Consider the following 17114-nt stretch of genomic DNA (forward strand, 5'->3'; position numbering starts at 1 on the left):
GGGTGGCCGGCGGCGGGGATGGAGCGTGCCCTTCGGCCGGGTTCCTGTCCACTATAGCCGGTATCCGCACACTTCTGGCCGTCAATCGAGGAAGACCCTAAAGTTCCCGGACCCCATGCCGTTGGCATCCATAGCCCGCAAGTGCGTTGGCCCGACCGGGCCCGTCCGCGGACGATGAGAGCGAAGAACGCCGCGCCGGTCCCAGGCGCGGACCGGCACTTCGCCGTAACCAGTGCTAATCAGGTAGAAGACATGAAGAATCTAGGCATCGGGGTACGCCTCGGCATCGGCTTTGGGGTGGTATTGCTGCTTTCTGCGCTCATGACGGTATTCGGCATGATGCGCCTGCAACAGGTGGCTGAGCGCACGCACGCGATGATGCAGCAGCCGCTGACCAAGGAGCGGCTGGTCAGCGACTGGTACCGCCTCATGCACACCAGCGTGCGCCGCACCACGGCGGTGGCGCGCAGTGCCGACCCGTCGCTCGGCGCGTTCTTCGCGGCCGAGACCAAGGCGTCGATCGAAGGCATCGCCGCCTTGCGCGACAAGCTCCAGCCCATGCTCAGCTCGGCCGAGGAAAAGGCCGCATTCCAGAAGATCCTGAGCGTGCGCGACCCGTACAACAACGGCCGCGACAAGATCACCAAACTCAAGCAAGAGGGGCTGACCGAAGAGGCCAACCAGGTGCTGGAGAAAGAGTTCGTCCCGGCCGGCGACGCCTACCTGGGCGAGATCCAGAAGCTGCTCGACATCCAGCGTGCCAGCATCGACGCCACCGCGCGCGAGATCAACGGCATCTACGCCAACGCCCGCAACAGCCTGATCGGGCTGGGCGTGGTGGTGCTGGCGATCGGCATCGCGTTCTCGGTATGGCTGACGGCGGGCATCACGCGGCCGCTGCATCGCGCCGTGGCGGTGGCGCGCACCGTGGCGTCGGGCGACCTGACCAGCCGCATCGACGTCGACAGCCGCGATGAAACCGGACAGCTGCTGCAGGCACTGGCGGACATGAACGCCAATATCCTGCGCATCGTGCGCCAGGTGCGCGCGGGCACCGAGTCGATCGTGTCCGGCACCAGCCAGATCGCGGCCGGCAACACCGACCTGTCGCAGCGCACGGAAGAACAGGCCTCGTCGCTGCAGCAGACCGCGGCCAGCATGGAAGAGCTGACCAGCATCGTGCGCCAGAACGCCGACAACGCGCGCCAGGCCAGCACGCTGGCGGTCAATGCCTCGGACATCGCCGAGAAGGGCGGCGACGCGGCGGGCAAGGTTGCCGAGACCATGGAGGAGATCAACGGCGCGTCGAGGAAGGTGGTCGACATCATCGCCGTGATTGAAGGCATCGCTTTCCAGACCAATATCCTGGCGCTCAATGCCGCGGTGGAAGCCGCGCGCGCCGGCGAACAGGGCCGCGGCTTCGCGGTGGTCGCGGGCGAGGTGCGCACGCTGGCGCAGCGCAGCGCTTCCGCAGCCAAGGAGATCAAGGCGCTGATCGGCGATTCGGTCGATCGCGTCGAGAAGGGTTCCATGCAGGTGACGCAGGCCGGCCAGACCATGGTGGAGATCGTTGCCGCGGTCAGGCGCGTGACCGACATCATGGGCGAGATCAGCGCGGCCTCGGCCGAGCAGAGCGCCGGGATCGAGCAGGTCAACCAGGCGGTGACGCAGATGGATACCGTGACGCAGCAGAACGCGGCGCTGGTGGAAGAGGCCGCTGCTGCAGCAGGCTCGCTGGAGGAGCAGGCGCAGCGGCTGAAGGAGGCGGTGTCGACGTTCAGGCTGGCGGCGTAAGCGTAGCCTGCTTGTTTTCTCCCCTCTCCCGCAAGCGGGAGAGGGGAGCACCCCCCCCATCACAGCAGACGCTCACCGCGCCTTCAGGAACTCCCCCACCTCCAGCAACACCAGCTCGTTGTCGTCCGCCTTGTTCGGCTCGCGGCTGCTGCTGAAGGGCAGGTTGTTGTCGTTGCCCACCACGATATGCGTGGCGTCGACCACGTCGACGTTCTCGATGGTGAAGAACGGGAACGCCAGCACGCCATCGGTCAACGGCTTGCGCGCAAGCTTGCCCGGGTCGGCAATGCGCAGCAGGTCGATATAGCCGATCTTGCGCAGCGGCCCGCCGGCGTTGGCATCGCTCAGCTCGACCTTGTACACGCGCTTGAACTTCGCCACATCGTCAAAGCAGTCCGGGCGCTTCTGCCCGGCCGGGCAGGCCTTGTCCGGCGTGCCTTCGCCGTTGTCGCGCTCGATGATAAGGCCGGTGGTGGCATTGATCATGTTGAAGTCGCCGATGGCGTGGCTGGCGCCTTCCAGTACGTACTTCCAGTGGCGGCCGGTCCAGGCCTGCTGCCTGACATCAAACTCCAGCACGCGCAGGTAGGGCTTGCCGCCTTCGTTCTCGTAGCCCTTGGCGGCCTCGTCCCACAGCGCGCCTTCCAGCAGCGCGTACAGCTTGCTGCCATCGGGCGAGGACGCCATGCCCTCGAAGCCCTTGGAGCGCCGCACCTGGAACTTCACGCTGCCGTCCGGCGCACCGGGCGCGGTGACGGCGGGATGGTCGGGCGAGCGCACCACCTTGCCGTCGACCTTGGTGTCGAACACGGCCAGCACCTTGCCGTCCAGGTCCGCCTTGATCAGGAACGGGCCGAACTCGTCGCCGATCCAGATCGCGCCATCGGCGAACTGGAAGCTCTCCGTATCGAAATCCGACCCCGTCAGGTAGCGCTGCCTGGTGCCCTCGTGGACGATGCGGAACGGCACCTTCTGGTCCGGGTCGTGCAGGAAGATGGTCTTCAGGCGCTGCAGGCGGCCGCTGCCGAAGTCCACCTTGTAGTGGTTCAGGTACAGCATGAAGTCCGGCGAGTTGGCCTTGGCGCCGGCGCCGTTGTCGGTCAGCACCCAGAAGCTGCCGTCGGCCATGCGCTTGATGCCGGAATGCCCCTGTGCCGGCTGGCCGCGGAACGGCAGCGACACGCCGGTGGGGCGGCCATTGGACTTGCCTTCGACCGTGCCCGGCGTGTCCACGCGCTTCGCGGTGGTGAACTTGCCGCTGACCTGCAGGTCAGCAGGCGCGTCCTTCGGCACGGCAAGCAGGGTCTGGGCCGGCAGCATAGCGTGGCCTGCCAGCGTGGCGGGGTAGGCGGCAGGGGCCTGCGCCCACGCCTGCGCCGCGCCCAGGCAGCCCAGTGCGATGGCCGCCGGGGCCAGCAGCAAATGACGAGACATTGTGGTTTTCCTTGGCGTTGAAGAGGACAAAACCCTGCATTGTCGGCGCCGAGTTTGACAGAACTGTGATCCGTGGGGCGCACGGCCCCGGCATGTTGCGTCGCAGCGTAGATGCGATATGGGCACCGTGCCGGTGCAATCTGCGAACGATCATGCTGTGCGGGCGGGCCCAACGCGGCACCGGCATCCGGATTTCTGCCGATAGCCGCGCAAAAAGCAGTGGGTTTTCAGGCCCCTGAAAGCAAACTGAGGCAAAATTCTATTTTTCGCCTAGTATGCCGCCGCGCTGTGACCCAGCAGGCGGATGTCCTACCACCCGTTCGAGGATCTGAGAGAAGCAATGAGTACCCAGCAACCCACCATCATCTACACGCTGACCGACGAAGCTCCGCTGCTGGCGACCAGTGCGTTCCTCCCGATCATCCAGACCTTCACCAAGCCCGCCGGCATCAACGTCACCACCAGCGACATCTCGGTGGCGGGCCGTATCCTGGGCGAGTTCCCCGAATTCCTGACCGAAGCGCAGCGCGTGCCGGACAACCTGGCCGAGCTGGGCAAGCTGACCCAGCTGCCGGACACCAACATCATCAAGCTGCCGAACATCAGCGCCTCGGTGCACCAGCTGGTCAGCGCCATCCGCGAACTGCAGGGCAAGGGCTACAAGGTGCCGGACTATCCGGAAGATCCGAAGAACGACGAAGAAAAGGCAATCCAGAAGCGCTATTCCAAGTGCCTGGGCTCGGCCGTGAACCCGGTCCTGCGCGAAGGCAACTCCGACCGCCGCGCACCGGCAGCGGTCAAGAACTTCGCGCGCAAGCACCCGCACAGCATGGGCGAGTGGAGCATGGCCTCGCGCACGCACGTGGCGCACATGAAGCATGGCGACTTCTACCACGGCGAAAAGTCCATGACCCTGGACCGCGCGCGTGACGTCAAGATGGAGCTGGTCACCAAGAGCGGCAAGACCATCGTGCTCAAGCCCAAGGTCTCGCTGCTGGATGGCGAGATCATCGACAGCATGTTCATGAGCAAGAAGGCGCTGTGCGACTTCTATGAAGAGCAGTTCGAAGACGCGCGCAAGACCGGCGTGATGCTGTCGCTGCACGTCAAGGCGACCATGATGAAGGTGTCGCACCCGATCGTGTTCGGCCACGCCGTCAAGATCTTCTACAAGGAAGCCTTCGCCAAGCACGGCGCGCTGTTCGACGAACTGGGCGTGAACGTCAACAACGGCCTGGTCAACCTGTACGAGAAGATCGAGGCGCTGCCCAGCTCCAAGCGCGAAGAGATCATCCGCGACCTGCACGCCTGCCACGAGCATCGCCCGGAACTGGCGATGGTGGATTCGGCCAAGGGCATTTCCAACCTGCACGCGCCCAACGACGTGATCGTGGATGCCTCGATGCCGGCCATGATCCGCATCGGCGGCAAGATGTGGGGTGCCGACGGCCGTCCGAAGGACACCAAGGCCGTGATCCCGGAAAGCACTTTTGCCCGCATCTACCAGGAGATCATCAACTTCTGCAAGACCAACGGCAACTTCGACCCGACCACCATGGGCACCGTGCCCAACGTGGGCCTGATGGCGCAGAAGGCCGAAGAATACGGCTCGCACGACAAGACCTTTGAGATCGCCGAAGACGGCGTCGCCAACATCGTCGACCTGGCCACCGGTGAAGTGCTGCTGACGCAGGACGTCGAGCAGGGCGACATCTGGCGCATGTGCCAGGTCAAGGACGCGCCGATCCGCGACTGGGTCAAGCTGGCCGTGACGCGCGCGCGCAACTCGGGCATGCCGGCGGTGTTCTGGCTGGACCCGTACCGTCCGCACGAAGCCGAGCTGATCAAGAAGGTCGAGACCTACCTGAAGGACTACGACACCAATGGCCTGGACATCCAGATCATGTCGCAGGTGCGCGCCATGCGCTACACGCTGGAGCGCGTGATCCGCGGCCTGGACACCATCTCGGTGACCGGCAACATCCTGCGCGACTACCTGACCGACCTGTTCCCGATCATGGAACTGGGCACCAGCGCCAAGATGCTGTCGATCGTTCCGCTGATGGCCGGTGGCGGCATGTATGAGACCGGCGCCGGCGGTTCGGCTCCGAAGCATGTCAAGCAACTGGTGGAAGAAAACCACCTGCGCTGGGATTCGCTGGGCGAGTTCCTGGCGCTGGCGGTGTCGCTGGAAGACGTTGGCATCAAGACCGGCAATGCCAAGGCCAAGATCCTGGCCAGGACGCTGGATGCTGCCACCGGCAAGCTGCTGGACAACAACAAGAGCCCGTCGCCCAAGACCGGCCAGCTGGACAACCGCGGCAGCCAGTTCTACCTGGCGATGTACTGGGCGCAGGAACTGGCCGCCCAGTCGGAGGACGCCGAACTGGCCGCGAAGTTCGCACCGCTGGCCAAGACGCTGACCGACAACGAGCAGAAGATCGTTGGCGAACTCGGCGCCGTGCAGGGCCAGCCGGTGGATATCGGCGGCTACTACATGCCGGAAGCCGACAAGCTCAGCGCCGCAATGCGCCCGAGCCAGACGCTGAACGCCGCGCTGTCGACCGTGACGGCCTGACCGGACTGGCCCGCTCGGCGGGCCGGCAGGTGTCGCAACCCCGGGTCCTGGCCCGGGGTTTTTCTTTTGCGCCGCGGAAGGCGTTATGGCTGCTGCGCTTCCATATGGATGTCCCACCCCTGTTCCGGGCCGCTCTTCTGGTCCCGGTAGGTCCAGAGCGCGCCGCAGTCCTGGCAGACGAAGCTGCTGATGGTGACGGCGGCGGAGCCGGCGGGCTTGATGCGTCGGGTGTCGGTGATGCGCAGTGCCGCGTGCCCGGGGGCGCCGCGCACGTGGCGTTCAATGGCCTGGCAGGCAGTGCAGAGTGTCATCCGTGTCTGTTCCGTTCGATCGGCCACTGTAGCATGCCGGCGCCTTCAGGGCCGGAAGTGGGAGGGGTACATGCCGCATACACAGGATTTCGCCCGGCGAGACCCTCAACCCGCACTTTCCCCGTGATTTGGGCCCGATCCGGTGAAGTTCGTTGACACGCCTGGGTGGGGCCTGTATAAGGATGAGTGCAGGATCTTTCAAGCAGCAACCTAGAAGTCCAGGTGCTTGCCCACACGGCGCCACTTTTTCTCCTTGTGTCTTCCTTGATCGTCATGCCTTGCCGGCGCTTTTGCCGGTGAGAAAAAACTTATTGAGGAATCCAACATGGAAACCGGTACCGTCAAGTGGTTCAACGATTCGAAGGGTTTTGGCTTCATTACGCCTGATGCAGGCGGCAACGACCTGTTCGCGCACTTCTCCGAAATCCAGGGCAACGGCTTCAAGTCGCTGCAAGAAGGCCAGAAGGTGCGTTACGTCGCTGGCGTCGGCCAAAAGGGCCCGGCCGCGACCAAGATCGAGCCGATCTGAATCGCACCGACCTGAGTTGAGCTGAGCGCCGAGGCGCCAGTCCAATGAAAAAAGCTCCGCCAACGCGGAGCTTTTTTATTTCCGTTGCCGCAATTCCCCGCAACCGTGAAATAAAGCCACTGCTGGCGCGGCAACAAGCGTAGAGTGGGGGCAGGATCACCAAACGGCGGAGGCTGCCATGGATATCTATCCGGCTGCAACTTACAAGGGCTACGACCTCTATCCCCTTGTGTACAAGCACGCCGCCGAGCGCGTGTGGCCCGAGCCGCGGCCGGACCGTTCCTTCGATGCTGCCGTGGTGATCTGCCTGGAAGGCGAGTCGCCCGAAGGCATGCAGGCGCGCACGTTCCGCCTGGACGCCGCACCGTGGGATAACGTCGGTGGCGCGCGACGCGGTGCGTTGCGCTATGCCGAGGCCATCATCAATGGCGCGGTGCCGGGGGTGTCGGTAATAGCGGCCGGCGCGCCGATGGCATCCTGAAGCTCCGACGACGGGCCCTGGCGCCGTGGTGCATTTGCGCCGCTGACGCCCGCGCCGGGCCATGGCTCATGCCGTGCGCGTGATCCAATGAGTTCAGCAATCCTTCCCATCAGCGCGGCACGATGCCGCATGGAGATGTCGTGAGCGACAGCAGTCCCAGCCGCAGTCCCGGCAACACTGTTCCCGGCAGTACGCCCTTTGCCAGCTACAAGGGTTTCGATCTGTATCCCCTGGTTTATCGCCATCGGCCTGAGCAGGCCTGGCCGCGCACCAAGCCCGACAACAGCTTCCTCGCGTCGATCGTGATTTGCCGCGAGGGCTATCGCCCTGGCAGCGACCATGCGCGCGTGTACCCCATGAGCGAGTCGCGCTGGGAGAACATCGGCTCGGCGCGCCGCGGCGCGCTGCAGTTCGGCGAAGACATCATCAATGGCCTGGTCGCCGGCGAATCCGTGACGTCGATCTAGGTATCCGGTTCCGTAGCGCGGCCTGGTCACAGGCCAAGTTGCGGAGCGGGGAAACAGGCGCGGCGCTATCCGTCAGACTGCAAGGAGTCCGTTCATGGACATGCGTTCGGGGTCATCAGGTTTTCTGTGCACGTTGCCCGGTGAGGGCAAAGGCATCACCTATCACGTTGCGGTCTGCTTTATCGATGCGGAGCGCCCCACCGGGGTGTTGTTTACCAGCTTCGTGGGTATGGGGCGGCGGTCGTTCGGCGTGCTGGCCGAGCCAGGGGCCCTGCAGGGCCAGCTTGCCGCCAGCGGCGAGGCGCTGTGCCGCCTGGCCATCGGCCAGGTGGTGCGCGACCAGCTGCACGACAAGGCGCGCGAGGGCGATGCGGTGCTGGACCTCGCCGCCGCGCCATGGGACGGCGAACTGAGGCCGGTCGGCGCGGGGCTCAGGACGGCCCGGCCGCATGTGCGCGTGCTTGGCTGAGGCCGCACGCAGTCGTCAAGCCAGGTCAGTCAGATCTGGAATACCGGGTCGCCGTGGCGCTCCAGCAGCGCTTCGATCAGCGCCATGTCGGTAATCTCGGGAGTACGGTCTTCAACCGCGCGCGACGGCCCGCAATAGGTGGCCGTTACGTGGCGCCTGACGGTCAGCACGCCGGAAGCGGGCGGTGCGACTTCAACCGCCTGCCACGGTGCATGCCGGTAACTGCCTGCCTGCCAGCCTTCGGGCGTCAGGTGCACGGCTTCCCATTCTTCGATGACGGACATGATCGGTTCTCCTTGATTGAGGGATGAATCGTTAGCGGGACGGCACGCGCCGGCGCGGCGCATGCCATGACGACGGCCTACGACTTGTGCCGGTAGTTGATGCGCCCCTTGGTGAGGTCATAGGGCGACATCTCCAGCGTGACGCGGTCGCCCGCCAGCACGCGGATGCGGTTCTTCTTCAGCCGCCCGGACGAATACGCCCAGACTTCGAAGCCGTTTTCCAGGATCACGCGGAAACGATTGTCGGGCAGGACTTCCGACACCTTGCCGCCGAATTCGACCAGTTCTTCTTTTGCCAAGGAGGCTCCTTGCTGTAGCCGCGCCGCTTGTGCGCGAGCTGTTGTGACGGCCAACTGGACACCAACTGGCCGATGGGATGGGGCTTACGGTGCCTGGCTTACTGCTGGCGCAGGCGTGCTGCGGCGCGTTCGCCGGCACGGCGGGCGGACTGCCTGGCGCGGGCTTCAGAGCGGTGCGTGTCGTGGCGCATTGCCACGTTGGCGACGATGCGTTCGGCGCCATTGCGGTATTCCGCAATCATGTAGGTCGCGAACCAGAGGCCGGGTTCCTGCTGGATGGGATAGACGGAAACGGTGTAAGGGGTAGGGTTGACTCGATTCAATGTGATGCCTGTTCTGAGGCACGGCCGCAGGGGCGCGGAGCATCGTTCCGATGCAGGCGTCGCGCGGTGGCGGCCGTTCGCCGTTGCTGTAGGCCAGCGTCGGGCCCGCGCGGCTGCGCAGGCGTTGCATCTGGCGTGAAGTGGACCATGCCTGCGCAGGCCGATGCGCCAGGTACAGGAGCGATCGTTGCGGAGCGGACGTGCCGCTGGTCGGATAGGGTGGTGGGCCGTTCTGCATCGGCTGGCCCAAAGACGCATCGGGTGTACGCCCGATAAGCCGCCGCTAATGCTTTTGTGGGATTGTTTGCGGCTGGCGCACAGAGGTCGGGCGTTGCCGATCCGTGCATAGGATCCTGGATGATACCACTTCCGGGCCAATCCTGCCCGCGTGACGGGCAGTACCCCTGGCGCGGCCGCCTTGCGATGCCTAGAGTTCGCTGATCTGCGCGAAGCGCTGCGACAGGAAGTCGATCAGTTCACGCACCGAAGGCAGCAGCCCGCGCCGTGACGGGAACACGGCGTGGATCACGCCGCCCCTGACCGACCAGTCCGGCAGGACTTTTACCAGCCGGCCATCGTGCAGCTGGTCGGTCATCATCATGACCGGCAGCTGCACGATGCCGGCACCGGCCACGGCCGCGGTGCGCAGCATGATCATGTCGTCGGTGACCAGGCGGGGCTTGTGGTGCAGCTCGGCGCTGGCGCCATCGGGGCCGTATAGCGACCAGGTGTGCGAGGGGCGCGGCGGCCCCAGGTCCAGCGTTGGCAGCGCGTTGAGGTCCGCGGGTGCCAGCAGCGGCCCATGGCCGGCCAGCAGCGTCGGGCTGGCCACGAAGCACCAGGCGCGCTCGGCCAGCACGCGCATCACCAGGTCGCTGTCTTCCAGTGGCGGCACGCGCACGCGGATGGCCAGGTCGATCCCCTCCGCCACCACATCCACGCGCCGGTTGGTGGCTTCCAGGTGCACGATGACCTTGGGGTTGGCCGCCATGAAATCCGCAATCATGTCGCCCACCCGTGCGTGCAGCAGCGCCACCGGGCAGCTCATGCGCACCAGGCCGCTGGGTTCGGCGCGGGTTTGCTCGATCGCGCTCTCGGCCGCTTCGGCCTCGACCAGCATGGCCTTGCAATGGGCGTAGTACGTCTGCCCCAGTTCTGTCACGGAGAAGCGCCGCGTCGAGCGCTGGATCAGGCGCACGCCCAGGCGTTCTTCCAGCATCGCCACGCGCCGGCTCAGCTTGGACTTGGGTATGCCGAGCACGCGCCCGGCGGGCGCAAAGCCCTGGTGATCGACTACCTGCGCGAAGTAATACAGGTCATTCAGGTCGGGATGCAAGCGGGCGGCTCCTGTCGTCCTGCCAGTAGGACGCTGAGGGCAGATTTTCCATCCTAGCGATGCGATTTGCCAAGACCTATGCTTTGGCCACACGGTCGGCTTGGGGATTGCCCGGAGTCGCCGGTTTCGCCAACCGCATAGGAGAAAGCCAAATGACCACACCCGCGAATTTCAACGGCAAGCGTCCGGTATTGGATCCCGCCGATACGGCCATGCTGCTGATCGACCACCAGAGTGGCCTGTTCCAGACCGTTGGCGACATGCCGATGCCTGAGCTGCGCGCCCGTGCGGCCGCGCTGGCCAAGATGGCGACGCTGTGCAAGCTGCCCGTGATCACGACGGCATCCGTGCCGCAAGGCCCGAACGGCCCGCTGATCCCGGAAATCCACGAAAACGCCCCCCATGCCAAATACGTCGCGCGCAAGGGCGAGATCAACGCCTGGGACAACCCCGACTTCGTCGCCGCGGTGCGTGAGACCGGCAAGAAGACCCTGATCATCGCCGGCACCATCACCAGCGTGTGCATGGCATTCCCGTCGATCAGCGCGGTGGCTGACGGCTACAAGGTGTTCGCGGTGATCGATGCGTCGGGCACGTATTCCAAGATGGCGCAGGAAATCACCCTGGCGCGCGTCGTCCAGGCCGGCGTGGTGCCGATGGATACCGCCGCCGTGGCCTCGGAGCTGCAGCAGAGCTGGAACCGTCCGGACGCGCAGGAATGGGCCGAGGTCTACACGCAGATCTTCCCGGCCTACCGCCTGCTGATTGAAAGCTATCTCAAGGCGCAGGACGTCGAGAAGAAGCACGAGGTGCTGGACTCCCAGCGCTGACGCCTTGCCGGTAACGCACGGCATACCCAGGGGTACGCACGCGTGGCTCAAGCCAAGCGTACGTACCTTTTTTTGTTGACAGGAGCACACCATGAGCAAGCCCTACAAGCGCCTTGACAAGAGCCAGGCCGCAGTCCTGATGGTCGATCACCAGGCCGGCCTGCTGTCGCTCGTGCGGGATATCGAGCCCGACAAGTTCAAGAACAATGTGCTGGCACTGGCCGACCTGGCCAAGTACTTCAAGCTGCCGACCGTGCTGACCACCAGCTTCGAGGATGGTCCCAACGGACCGCTGGTGCCTGAGCTCAAGGCCATGTTCCCTGACGCGCCGTTCATTCCGCGCCCGGGCCAGATCAACGCCTGGGATAACGAGGACTTTGTTGCCGCGGTGCGTGCCACCGGCAAGAAGCAGCTGCTGATCGCCGGCGTGGTCACCGAAGTGTGCGTGGCCTTCCCGGCGTTGTCGGCGATCGAAGAGGGTTTCGAAGTCTTTGTCGTGACCGATGCCTCGGGCACCTTCAATGAAATCACGCGCGATTCGGCCTGGCAGCGGATGTCGGATGCTGGCGCGCAACTGATGACGTGGTTCGGTGTGGCTTGCGAACTGCACCGCGACTGGCGCAACGACATCGAGGGTCTGGGCACGCTGTTCTCGAACCATATTCCGGATTACCGGAATTTGATTACGGCGTACACGACGGTGAAGGGCAGCAAGTAAGCTACGTCCTTCAGCGCTGCCGGTTCGCTCCCTCTCCCGCAAGCGGGAGAGGGAGCGAACAACTGGCGGTTGACTTCTCTCAGGCCTCCTTCACAGTTCCTCGCACCGGCGCCGCAGCGACTTCCGCCTGCGCCGACGCCGACCTCCGGTGGTTGATCATCGACACCGCCCCCACTGCAATCACCGCCGGGATCGCCATCGCCATAAAGTTCTGCTGCAACGGCAACGACATCCCAACCAGCACGCCGATCACGATCGGTGCCAGGATGGCGCCGCTGCGTCCCACGCCGGACGCCCAGCCGATGCCGGTGCCGCGCACCGCCATCGGATAGAACTGGCCCGCATAGGCATAGGTGACGATCTGCGTGCCGATGGTGGAAGCACCTGCCAGGCCCACCACGACGAACAGCGCTGCGCTGGGCATCGGGTAGCCCAGCAGCGTGATCGACACTGCCGCCAGCGTGTACATGCCGATCAGCACATGCTTGATCGGCAAGCGGTCGGCCAGCCAGCCGCCGCCGATGGCGCCGAGCATGGCGCCGAAGTTCAGCACCAGCACGAAAGTCAGCGCCGAGCCCAGGCTGTAGCCTGCGCCGGCCATCAGCTTGGTCAGCCACGAGCTGAGCGCGTACACCATGAACAGGCACATGAAGAACGCCACCCAGAACATCACCGTGCTGAAGCCGCGGCCGTCCTGGAACAGGCGGCGGATCGGCGCGCTGCCGGCCTTGTCGTCCGCAGCCAGCGTAAAGACGTCGCCGGCTTGCGCGCGATGCGACGGCACCAGGCGCGATACCACGGATTGCAGAGCGTCGGTCTGGCCGGTGCGGAGCAGGTAGGGCATCGACTCCGGCAGCGAGCGCAGCACCAGCGGGACCAGCAGCACCGGCAGGCCGGCGGCGAGGAACACCGACTGCCAGCCATAGCTTTCGATCAGTCCCTTGCCCAGCAGCGCGGCCAGCATGCCGCCCACCGAATAACCGCTGAACATCAGCGTCACCAGCGTGCCGCGCAGCTTGCGCGGCGAGTACTCGGTCATCTGCGCCACCACGTTGGGCATCACGCCGCCGATGCCCAGGCCCGCCAGGAAGCGCGTGACGCTGAACGTCACCGGGTCGCTGGTAAAGCCCGCCGCCGCGGTGAAGACACTGAACAGCACGATGCAGATGGCGATGGCGCGCCTGCGGCCGATGCGGTCGGCCACGGTGCCGAGGAAGATCGCGCCGAACATCATGCCGAACAGCGCCGAGCTGACCATGAAGCCGGCGCTGGTTGCGGTCACGCCCATCTCTTTCATGATCGACGGCAGGGCGATGCCGGCCACGGCCAGGTCGTAGCCGTCGAAGATGATGATCAGCGCACACCAGAACAGGATGAGCGCATGGAAGCGGTTGAAGCGGGCCTCGTCGGCCAGCTTGTGGACATCGATCTGACGCATGGTTTGTCTCCGGTATGGTGGTATGACGGGGCGGGCGGCGTTGCCGCTCACGCCGCCGCGACGGCGCGCTCTGCGGCGGCCTTCAGTTCGCGTTCGCGCAGCATGAAGCGCTGGATCTTGCCGGTGGCGGTCTTGGGCAGCGTATCGACGAACTCGATCGCGCGCGGGTACTTGTAGGCCGCCAGCCGCTCCTTGACGAAGGCCTTCAGTTCGCCGTCGCCAAGCTGCGCGCCCGCCTTCAGCACCACGAAGGCCTTGGTCTTGACCAGTCCTTCATGGTCGGGTACGCCGATCACCGCGGCCTCCAGTACTGCCGGGTGCTGCACCAGCGTGGCCTCGACCTCGAACGGCGAAACGTAGATGCCGCTGACCTTGAGCATGTCGTCGCTGCGCCCGGCGTAGCTGTAGGTGCCATCCGGGTTGTGCACGTATTTGTCGCCGCTCTTGGTCCAGCCGCCGCGGAAGGTCTCGCGCGACTTCTCGCGGTTGGCCCAGTACATCAGCGCGGCGCTGGGGCCCTGGATATAGAGGTCGCCGATCTCGCCGTCGGGCACCGGGCGTCCTTCTTCGTCGCGCAGCTCGATGGCGTAGCCCGGCACCGGCCAGCCGGTGGTGCCGTAGCGCACCTGGCCGGGGCGGTTGGACAGGAAGATATGCAGCATCTCGGTGGAGCCGATGCCGTCGATGATCTCGCAGCCGAAATGCGCGGTGAAGCGCTGGCCGATATCGGCGGGCAGGGCCTCGCCGGCGGACGAGCACAGCCGCAGCGTGACCTCGGCGCGCTGCGGCAGCGCCGGCGAGGCGAGCATGCCGGCGTATCCTGTCGGCGCACCGAAGAACACCGTTGGCCGGTGTTGCAGCCAGCGGCGGAAGGTGGCCTCGGGTGTGGGCCGCTCGGCCATCAGCACCACGGTGGCGCCCACGCTGAGCGGGAAGCTGAGGCCGTTGCCCAGCCCGTAGGCGAAATACAGCTTGGCCGCAGAGAAGCAGACGTCCTGCTCCTGCAAGCCGAGCACCGGGCCTGCATAGAGCGCCGCGGTCCAGTACGGGTTGCCGTGGCTGTGCACCACGCCCTTGGGCTGGCCGGTCGAGCCGGACGAGTAGAGCCAGAAGCCGGGGTCGTCGCAACTGGTGGCGGCAGGCGCCTGCAACGGCGTTTGCGCGGCAAGCAGCGCATCCAGCGCCGTCATGCCATCGGGCAGAGGCTCATGCGCACGGGACACGAACACTTGCCCGACTTCATGCCCCGGACGGGCCAGCGCCTCCTGCAGCACGGGCAGCAGCGCGGCCGACACCAGCACAGCCTGCGCGCGGCTGTGCTGCAGCATATAGCTGTAGTCGTCGGCGGTCAGCAGCGTGTTGACGGCCACCGGGACGATGCCGGCGTACATCGCGCCCAGGAAGCAGACCGGCCAGTCGCTGCAGTCGTGCATCAGCAGCAGCACGCGTTCCTCGCGGCGGATGCCGGCGCCGAGCAGCGCCGCGGCCAGGCGCCGCACCTGCTGCGCCAGTTCGCCGTAGGTGAGCTGGCCGTCGTCATCGATATAGGCGACCTTGCCGGCGCGCCCGGCATTGCAGCCGAGCAGGTGCCCGGCAAAGTTGAAGGACGTGCCGGGTGGCCGGACGGGTGGTTCTGCGGGCGTGGCGGTCATGGGTGTCTCCCCGTTGCTGGTGTACGGTGTGCCGCGCGCCGCCATGCGGACGTGGCGGCGCGGTGAAGCGGGTTGGCTTGAACGGTCAGGCGAGTTCGTCGAGCACCGCGGTACTGGCCTGAATGGCGCTGCGCCGGTGATAGAAGTGCAGGGCGCGCAGTCCGCCCAGTTCCTCGCCGCCGCCGGCGCGGCCGGGGCCGCCATGCAGCGATTGCGGCATGACGTTGCCGTGGCCGGTGTGCAGCTGCGCCACGTCGGGCGAGATCACATGCACGCGGCCATGGCTGTCGGCCAGCTCGACGGCGGCCGCACCGAGCGCGGCCGCGTCGCTGCCATAGAGCGATGCCACCAGCGAGCCCTGTCCACGGCGCACGAGTGCCAGTGCGTGGGCGGTATCCCGATAGGGCAGCAGCGTGGCCACCGGCCCGAACACTTCGGTGTCGTGCACCGCGGCGGCGGCGTCCGCATCGGTCACGCCCAGCAGCGTCGGGCCGATGCAGCAGGCCACGGCCGGATCGGCATCGACCAGCGCCTGCTGCGTGCCGTCATGCAGCACCTGTGCGTGCTTGCGCAGGGTTGCCAGCCGGTCTTGCACGGCGTTGAACTGCGCACGGCTGACCAGCGCACCCATGCGCACCGTATCGTTGCGCGGGTTGCCCACGGTCACTTTCGACAGCCGTGCGCCGATCGCCTCGGCGGCCAGGCCATACAGCGCTTCAGGCACGAACACGCGCCGGATCGCGGTGCATTTCTGGCCGGACTTGACCGTCATCTCGCGCACGACTTCCTTCGCCAGCAGGTCGAAGGCGGCGGTATCGGGGCCGTCCTGCGGCAGCAGCACGGCGGAATTGATGCTGTCCGCTTCGATATTCACGCGAACAGAGCGTTGCGCGATGGCGGGATGCGAGCGGATCACCGCGGCCGTATCGGCCGAACCGGTGAACGACACCACGTCAAAGGGCTGCAACTGGTCCAGCAGGCCGGCCGAGCTGCCGCACACCACCGACAACGCGCCGGCCGGCAGCGCCCCGGCCTCGACCACGTCGCGCACCATGCGCTGGGTCAGCCAGGCGGTGGCGGTAGCGGGTTTGACGATCACCGGCACGCCGGCCAGCAATGCCGGCGCCGCCTTTTCCCACAATCCCCAGCTCGGGAAGTTGAAGGCATTGATAAACAGCGCCACGCCGCGCGTCGGTACCAGCACGTGCTGCGACTGGAACAACGGGTCCTTGCCCAGCCGCACGGCCTCGCCATCCGGCAGGTAGTGCCGGTCGCCGAGCGCATCGCCCAGCCTGGCGTAGGTGCCCAGCGTGAAGATGCCGCCGTCGATGTCGACCGCGGAGTCGTTCCTGACGGTGCCGCTGTTGGCCGTGGCGATGTCGTAATAGGCATCGCGATTGGCCTGCAGCACCTTGACGATGTCAGCCAGCAGCGCGGCACGCTGGCGATAGGTCAGCGCGCGCAGGGCCGCGCCGCCCTGTTCGCGGGCAAAGGCGAAGCCGGCAGCGAGGTCCAGCCCGGTGGCGTCAACGCGCACCAGTTCGTCGCCCAGCACCGGATCGAACAAGGGCGTGCCGGCACCGCTGCCGGCCTGCCACTTGCCGCCGAGGTAGTTGGATAGCAATTCAGTCATCGGGAATCTCAGCGCGTGAAGTCGATGCGGCCTTCCGGCAGCAGGTAGAGCACCAGCGCGCGGCCGTTGCTGACGGTGGGGCGGTGGGCGCTGCCCGGCGGGCATACCAGCCAGCCGGCGGGGCGGCCGTCGAACTGCGCGTCGCCCTCGAGCGGCATGATCAGGTCGATCTCGCCGTTGGGATGGGTGTGATGCGGGCCGGCAATGTCCTGCATCTCGACCACGTCGACGGAAAAGCCGTGCAGGTCGTCGGCCGGCTTGAAGATGCGGCCGTAGCGGATGCCGCCGCCTTCGCGGTCGCACAGCCAGCCTTCGGCCACGCCGGCCTGGCAGGCGTCCTTAAGTTGCTGGTAGGTGGGGCTGCCGGCGCCGTGCTCGGCATTGAGCCAGGCATCGAGTGCGGCATCCAGCGGACGGCCTGCCAGTTGCGCGGTGAACTGCGCGATCTGGCTGCGGAATTCTGTGGGGGACATAGTGGGGGGCTCCGTCTGGTTCGCCAGTTGCCATCACTGGCTTCATGCATTATTGTGCATGTATG

18 protein-coding genes are annotated in these 17114 nt (G+C 66.0%); 8 read left to right on the forward strand and 10 right to left on the reverse strand.

What is annotated here, in order from left to right; genetic code table 11:
- Positions 1-252 precede the first annotated feature (252 nt).
- Positions 253-1794: a methyl-accepting chemotaxis protein gene (locus AC1Q6V_RS22050; protein ID WP_454749699.1), complete on the forward strand. Its 1542-nt coding sequence runs from the start codon at positions 253-255 to the stop codon at positions 1792-1794.
- Positions 1795-1866: 72 nt separating this feature from the next.
- Here the strand turns inward: AC1Q6V_RS22050 and AC1Q6V_RS22055 are convergent, their stop codons facing one another.
- Positions 1867-3228, reverse strand: coding sequence for an esterase-like activity of phytase family protein (locus AC1Q6V_RS22055; protein ID WP_454749698.1), 1362 nt, complete (start codon positions 3226-3228; stop codon positions 1867-1869).
- A gap of 340 nt (positions 3229-3568) precedes the next feature.
- On the opposite strand from AC1Q6V_RS22055, the gene AC1Q6V_RS22060 reads away from it, so the two are divergent.
- Positions 3569-5806, forward strand: coding sequence for an NADP-dependent isocitrate dehydrogenase (locus AC1Q6V_RS22060; RefSeq protein WP_010812828.1), 2238 nt, complete (start codon positions 3569-3571; stop codon positions 5804-5806).
- Positions 5807-5889: 83 nt separating this feature from the next.
- On the opposite strand, the gene AC1Q6V_RS22065 is transcribed toward AC1Q6V_RS22060, so the two are convergent.
- Positions 5890-6117 carry a hypothetical protein gene (locus AC1Q6V_RS22065; RefSeq protein ID WP_010812829.1) on the reverse strand — a complete coding sequence of 76 codons (228 nt, stop codon included), beginning with the start codon at positions 6115-6117 and terminating at the stop codon, positions 5890-5892.
- Positions 6118-6442: 325 nt separating this feature from the next.
- Here AC1Q6V_RS22065 and AC1Q6V_RS22070 point away from each other — a divergent pair, with 325 nt between their 5' ends.
- The 4 genes from AC1Q6V_RS22070 (at position 6443) to AC1Q6V_RS22085 (ending at position 8063) form a co-directional block, all read left to right on the forward strand.
- Complete coding sequence (locus tag AC1Q6V_RS22070) at positions 6443-6646, forward strand: cold-shock protein (protein WP_010812830.1); 204 nt, start codon at positions 6443-6445, stop codon at positions 6644-6646.
- Positions 6647-6824: 178 nt separating this feature from the next.
- A complete protein-coding gene (locus AC1Q6V_RS22075) occupies positions 6825-7127 on the forward strand; it encodes a hypothetical protein (protein ID WP_010812831.1) in 303 nt (100 codons plus the stop codon).
- A gap of 140 nt (positions 7128-7267) precedes the next feature.
- Complete coding sequence (locus AC1Q6V_RS22080) at positions 7268-7594, forward strand: hypothetical protein (RefSeq protein WP_010812832.1); 327 nt, start codon at positions 7268-7270, stop codon at positions 7592-7594.
- Positions 7595-7688: 94 nt separating this feature from the next.
- Positions 7689-8063, forward strand: coding sequence for a hypothetical protein (locus AC1Q6V_RS22085; protein ID WP_454749697.1), 375 nt, complete (start codon positions 7689-7691; stop codon positions 8061-8063).
- Between the two features lie 29 nt (positions 8064-8092).
- Here AC1Q6V_RS22085 and AC1Q6V_RS22090 read toward each other — a convergent pair whose 3' ends face one another.
- The 4 genes from AC1Q6V_RS22090 to AC1Q6V_RS22105 all read right to left on the reverse strand — a co-directional run bounded on the left by AC1Q6V_RS22090 (position 8093) and on the right by AC1Q6V_RS22105 (position 10305).
- A complete protein-coding gene (locus AC1Q6V_RS22090) occupies positions 8093-8347 on the reverse strand; it encodes a hypothetical protein (RefSeq protein WP_010812834.1) in 255 nt (84 codons plus the stop codon).
- Between the two features lie 77 nt (positions 8348-8424).
- Positions 8425-8646 (reverse strand): translation initiation factor IF-1, encoded by a 222-nt coding sequence (gene infA / locus AC1Q6V_RS22095; protein WP_008646230.1) that lies wholly within the window; start codon positions 8644-8646, stop codon positions 8425-8427.
- Between the two features lie 98 nt (positions 8647-8744).
- Entirely contained in the window at positions 8745-8969 is a 225-nt protein-coding gene (locus tag AC1Q6V_RS22100; protein ID WP_037023361.1) for a hypothetical protein, read from the reverse strand.
- A 427-nt stretch (positions 8970-9396) separates the two neighbouring features.
- Positions 9397-10305, reverse strand: coding sequence for a LysR family transcriptional regulator (locus AC1Q6V_RS22105; RefSeq protein ID WP_454749696.1), 909 nt, complete (start codon positions 10303-10305; stop codon positions 9397-9399).
- A 152-nt stretch (positions 10306-10457) separates the two neighbouring features.
- On the opposite strand from AC1Q6V_RS22105, the gene AC1Q6V_RS22110 reads away from it, so the two are divergent.
- Together AC1Q6V_RS22110 and ycaC are read left to right on the forward strand one after the other, a co-directional pair.
- Entirely contained in the window at positions 10458-11135 is a 678-nt protein-coding gene (locus AC1Q6V_RS22110; RefSeq protein ID WP_010812837.1) for an isochorismatase family protein, read from the forward strand.
- A 91-nt stretch (positions 11136-11226) separates the two neighbouring features.
- Positions 11227-11853, forward strand: coding sequence for an isochorismate family cysteine hydrolase YcaC (ycaC, locus tag AC1Q6V_RS22115; protein ID WP_010812838.1), 627 nt, complete (start codon positions 11227-11229; stop codon positions 11851-11853).
- A gap of 79 nt (positions 11854-11932) precedes the next feature.
- Here the strand turns inward: ycaC and AC1Q6V_RS22120 are convergent, their stop codons facing one another.
- From AC1Q6V_RS22120 to AC1Q6V_RS22135, 4 genes are all read right to left on the reverse strand, one after another.
- Positions 11933-13291 (reverse strand): MFS transporter, encoded by a 1359-nt coding sequence (locus AC1Q6V_RS22120; RefSeq protein WP_010812839.1) that lies wholly within the window; start codon positions 13289-13291, stop codon positions 11933-11935.
- Positions 13292-13338: 47 nt separating this feature from the next.
- Positions 13339-14943, reverse strand: coding sequence for a benzoate-CoA ligase family protein (locus tag AC1Q6V_RS22125; RefSeq protein ID WP_058696524.1), 1605 nt, complete (start codon positions 14941-14943; stop codon positions 13339-13341).
- Positions 14944-15028: 85 nt separating this feature from the next.
- The gene (locus tag AC1Q6V_RS22130; protein WP_010812841.1) at positions 15029-16576 is read right to left on the reverse strand and encodes a 3,4-dehydroadipyl-CoA semialdehyde dehydrogenase; all 1548 of its coding nucleotides are present in this window, start codon (positions 16574-16576) and stop codon (positions 15029-15031) included.
- Positions 16577-16584: 8 nt separating this feature from the next.
- Positions 16585-17049 (reverse strand): DUF4863 family protein, encoded by a 465-nt coding sequence (locus tag AC1Q6V_RS22135; protein WP_010812842.1) that lies wholly within the window; start codon positions 17047-17049, stop codon positions 16585-16587.
- Positions 17050-17114: the final 65 nt, after the last annotated feature.

This window comes from Cupriavidus sp. GW823-FHT07B10, from assembly GCF_058794355.1.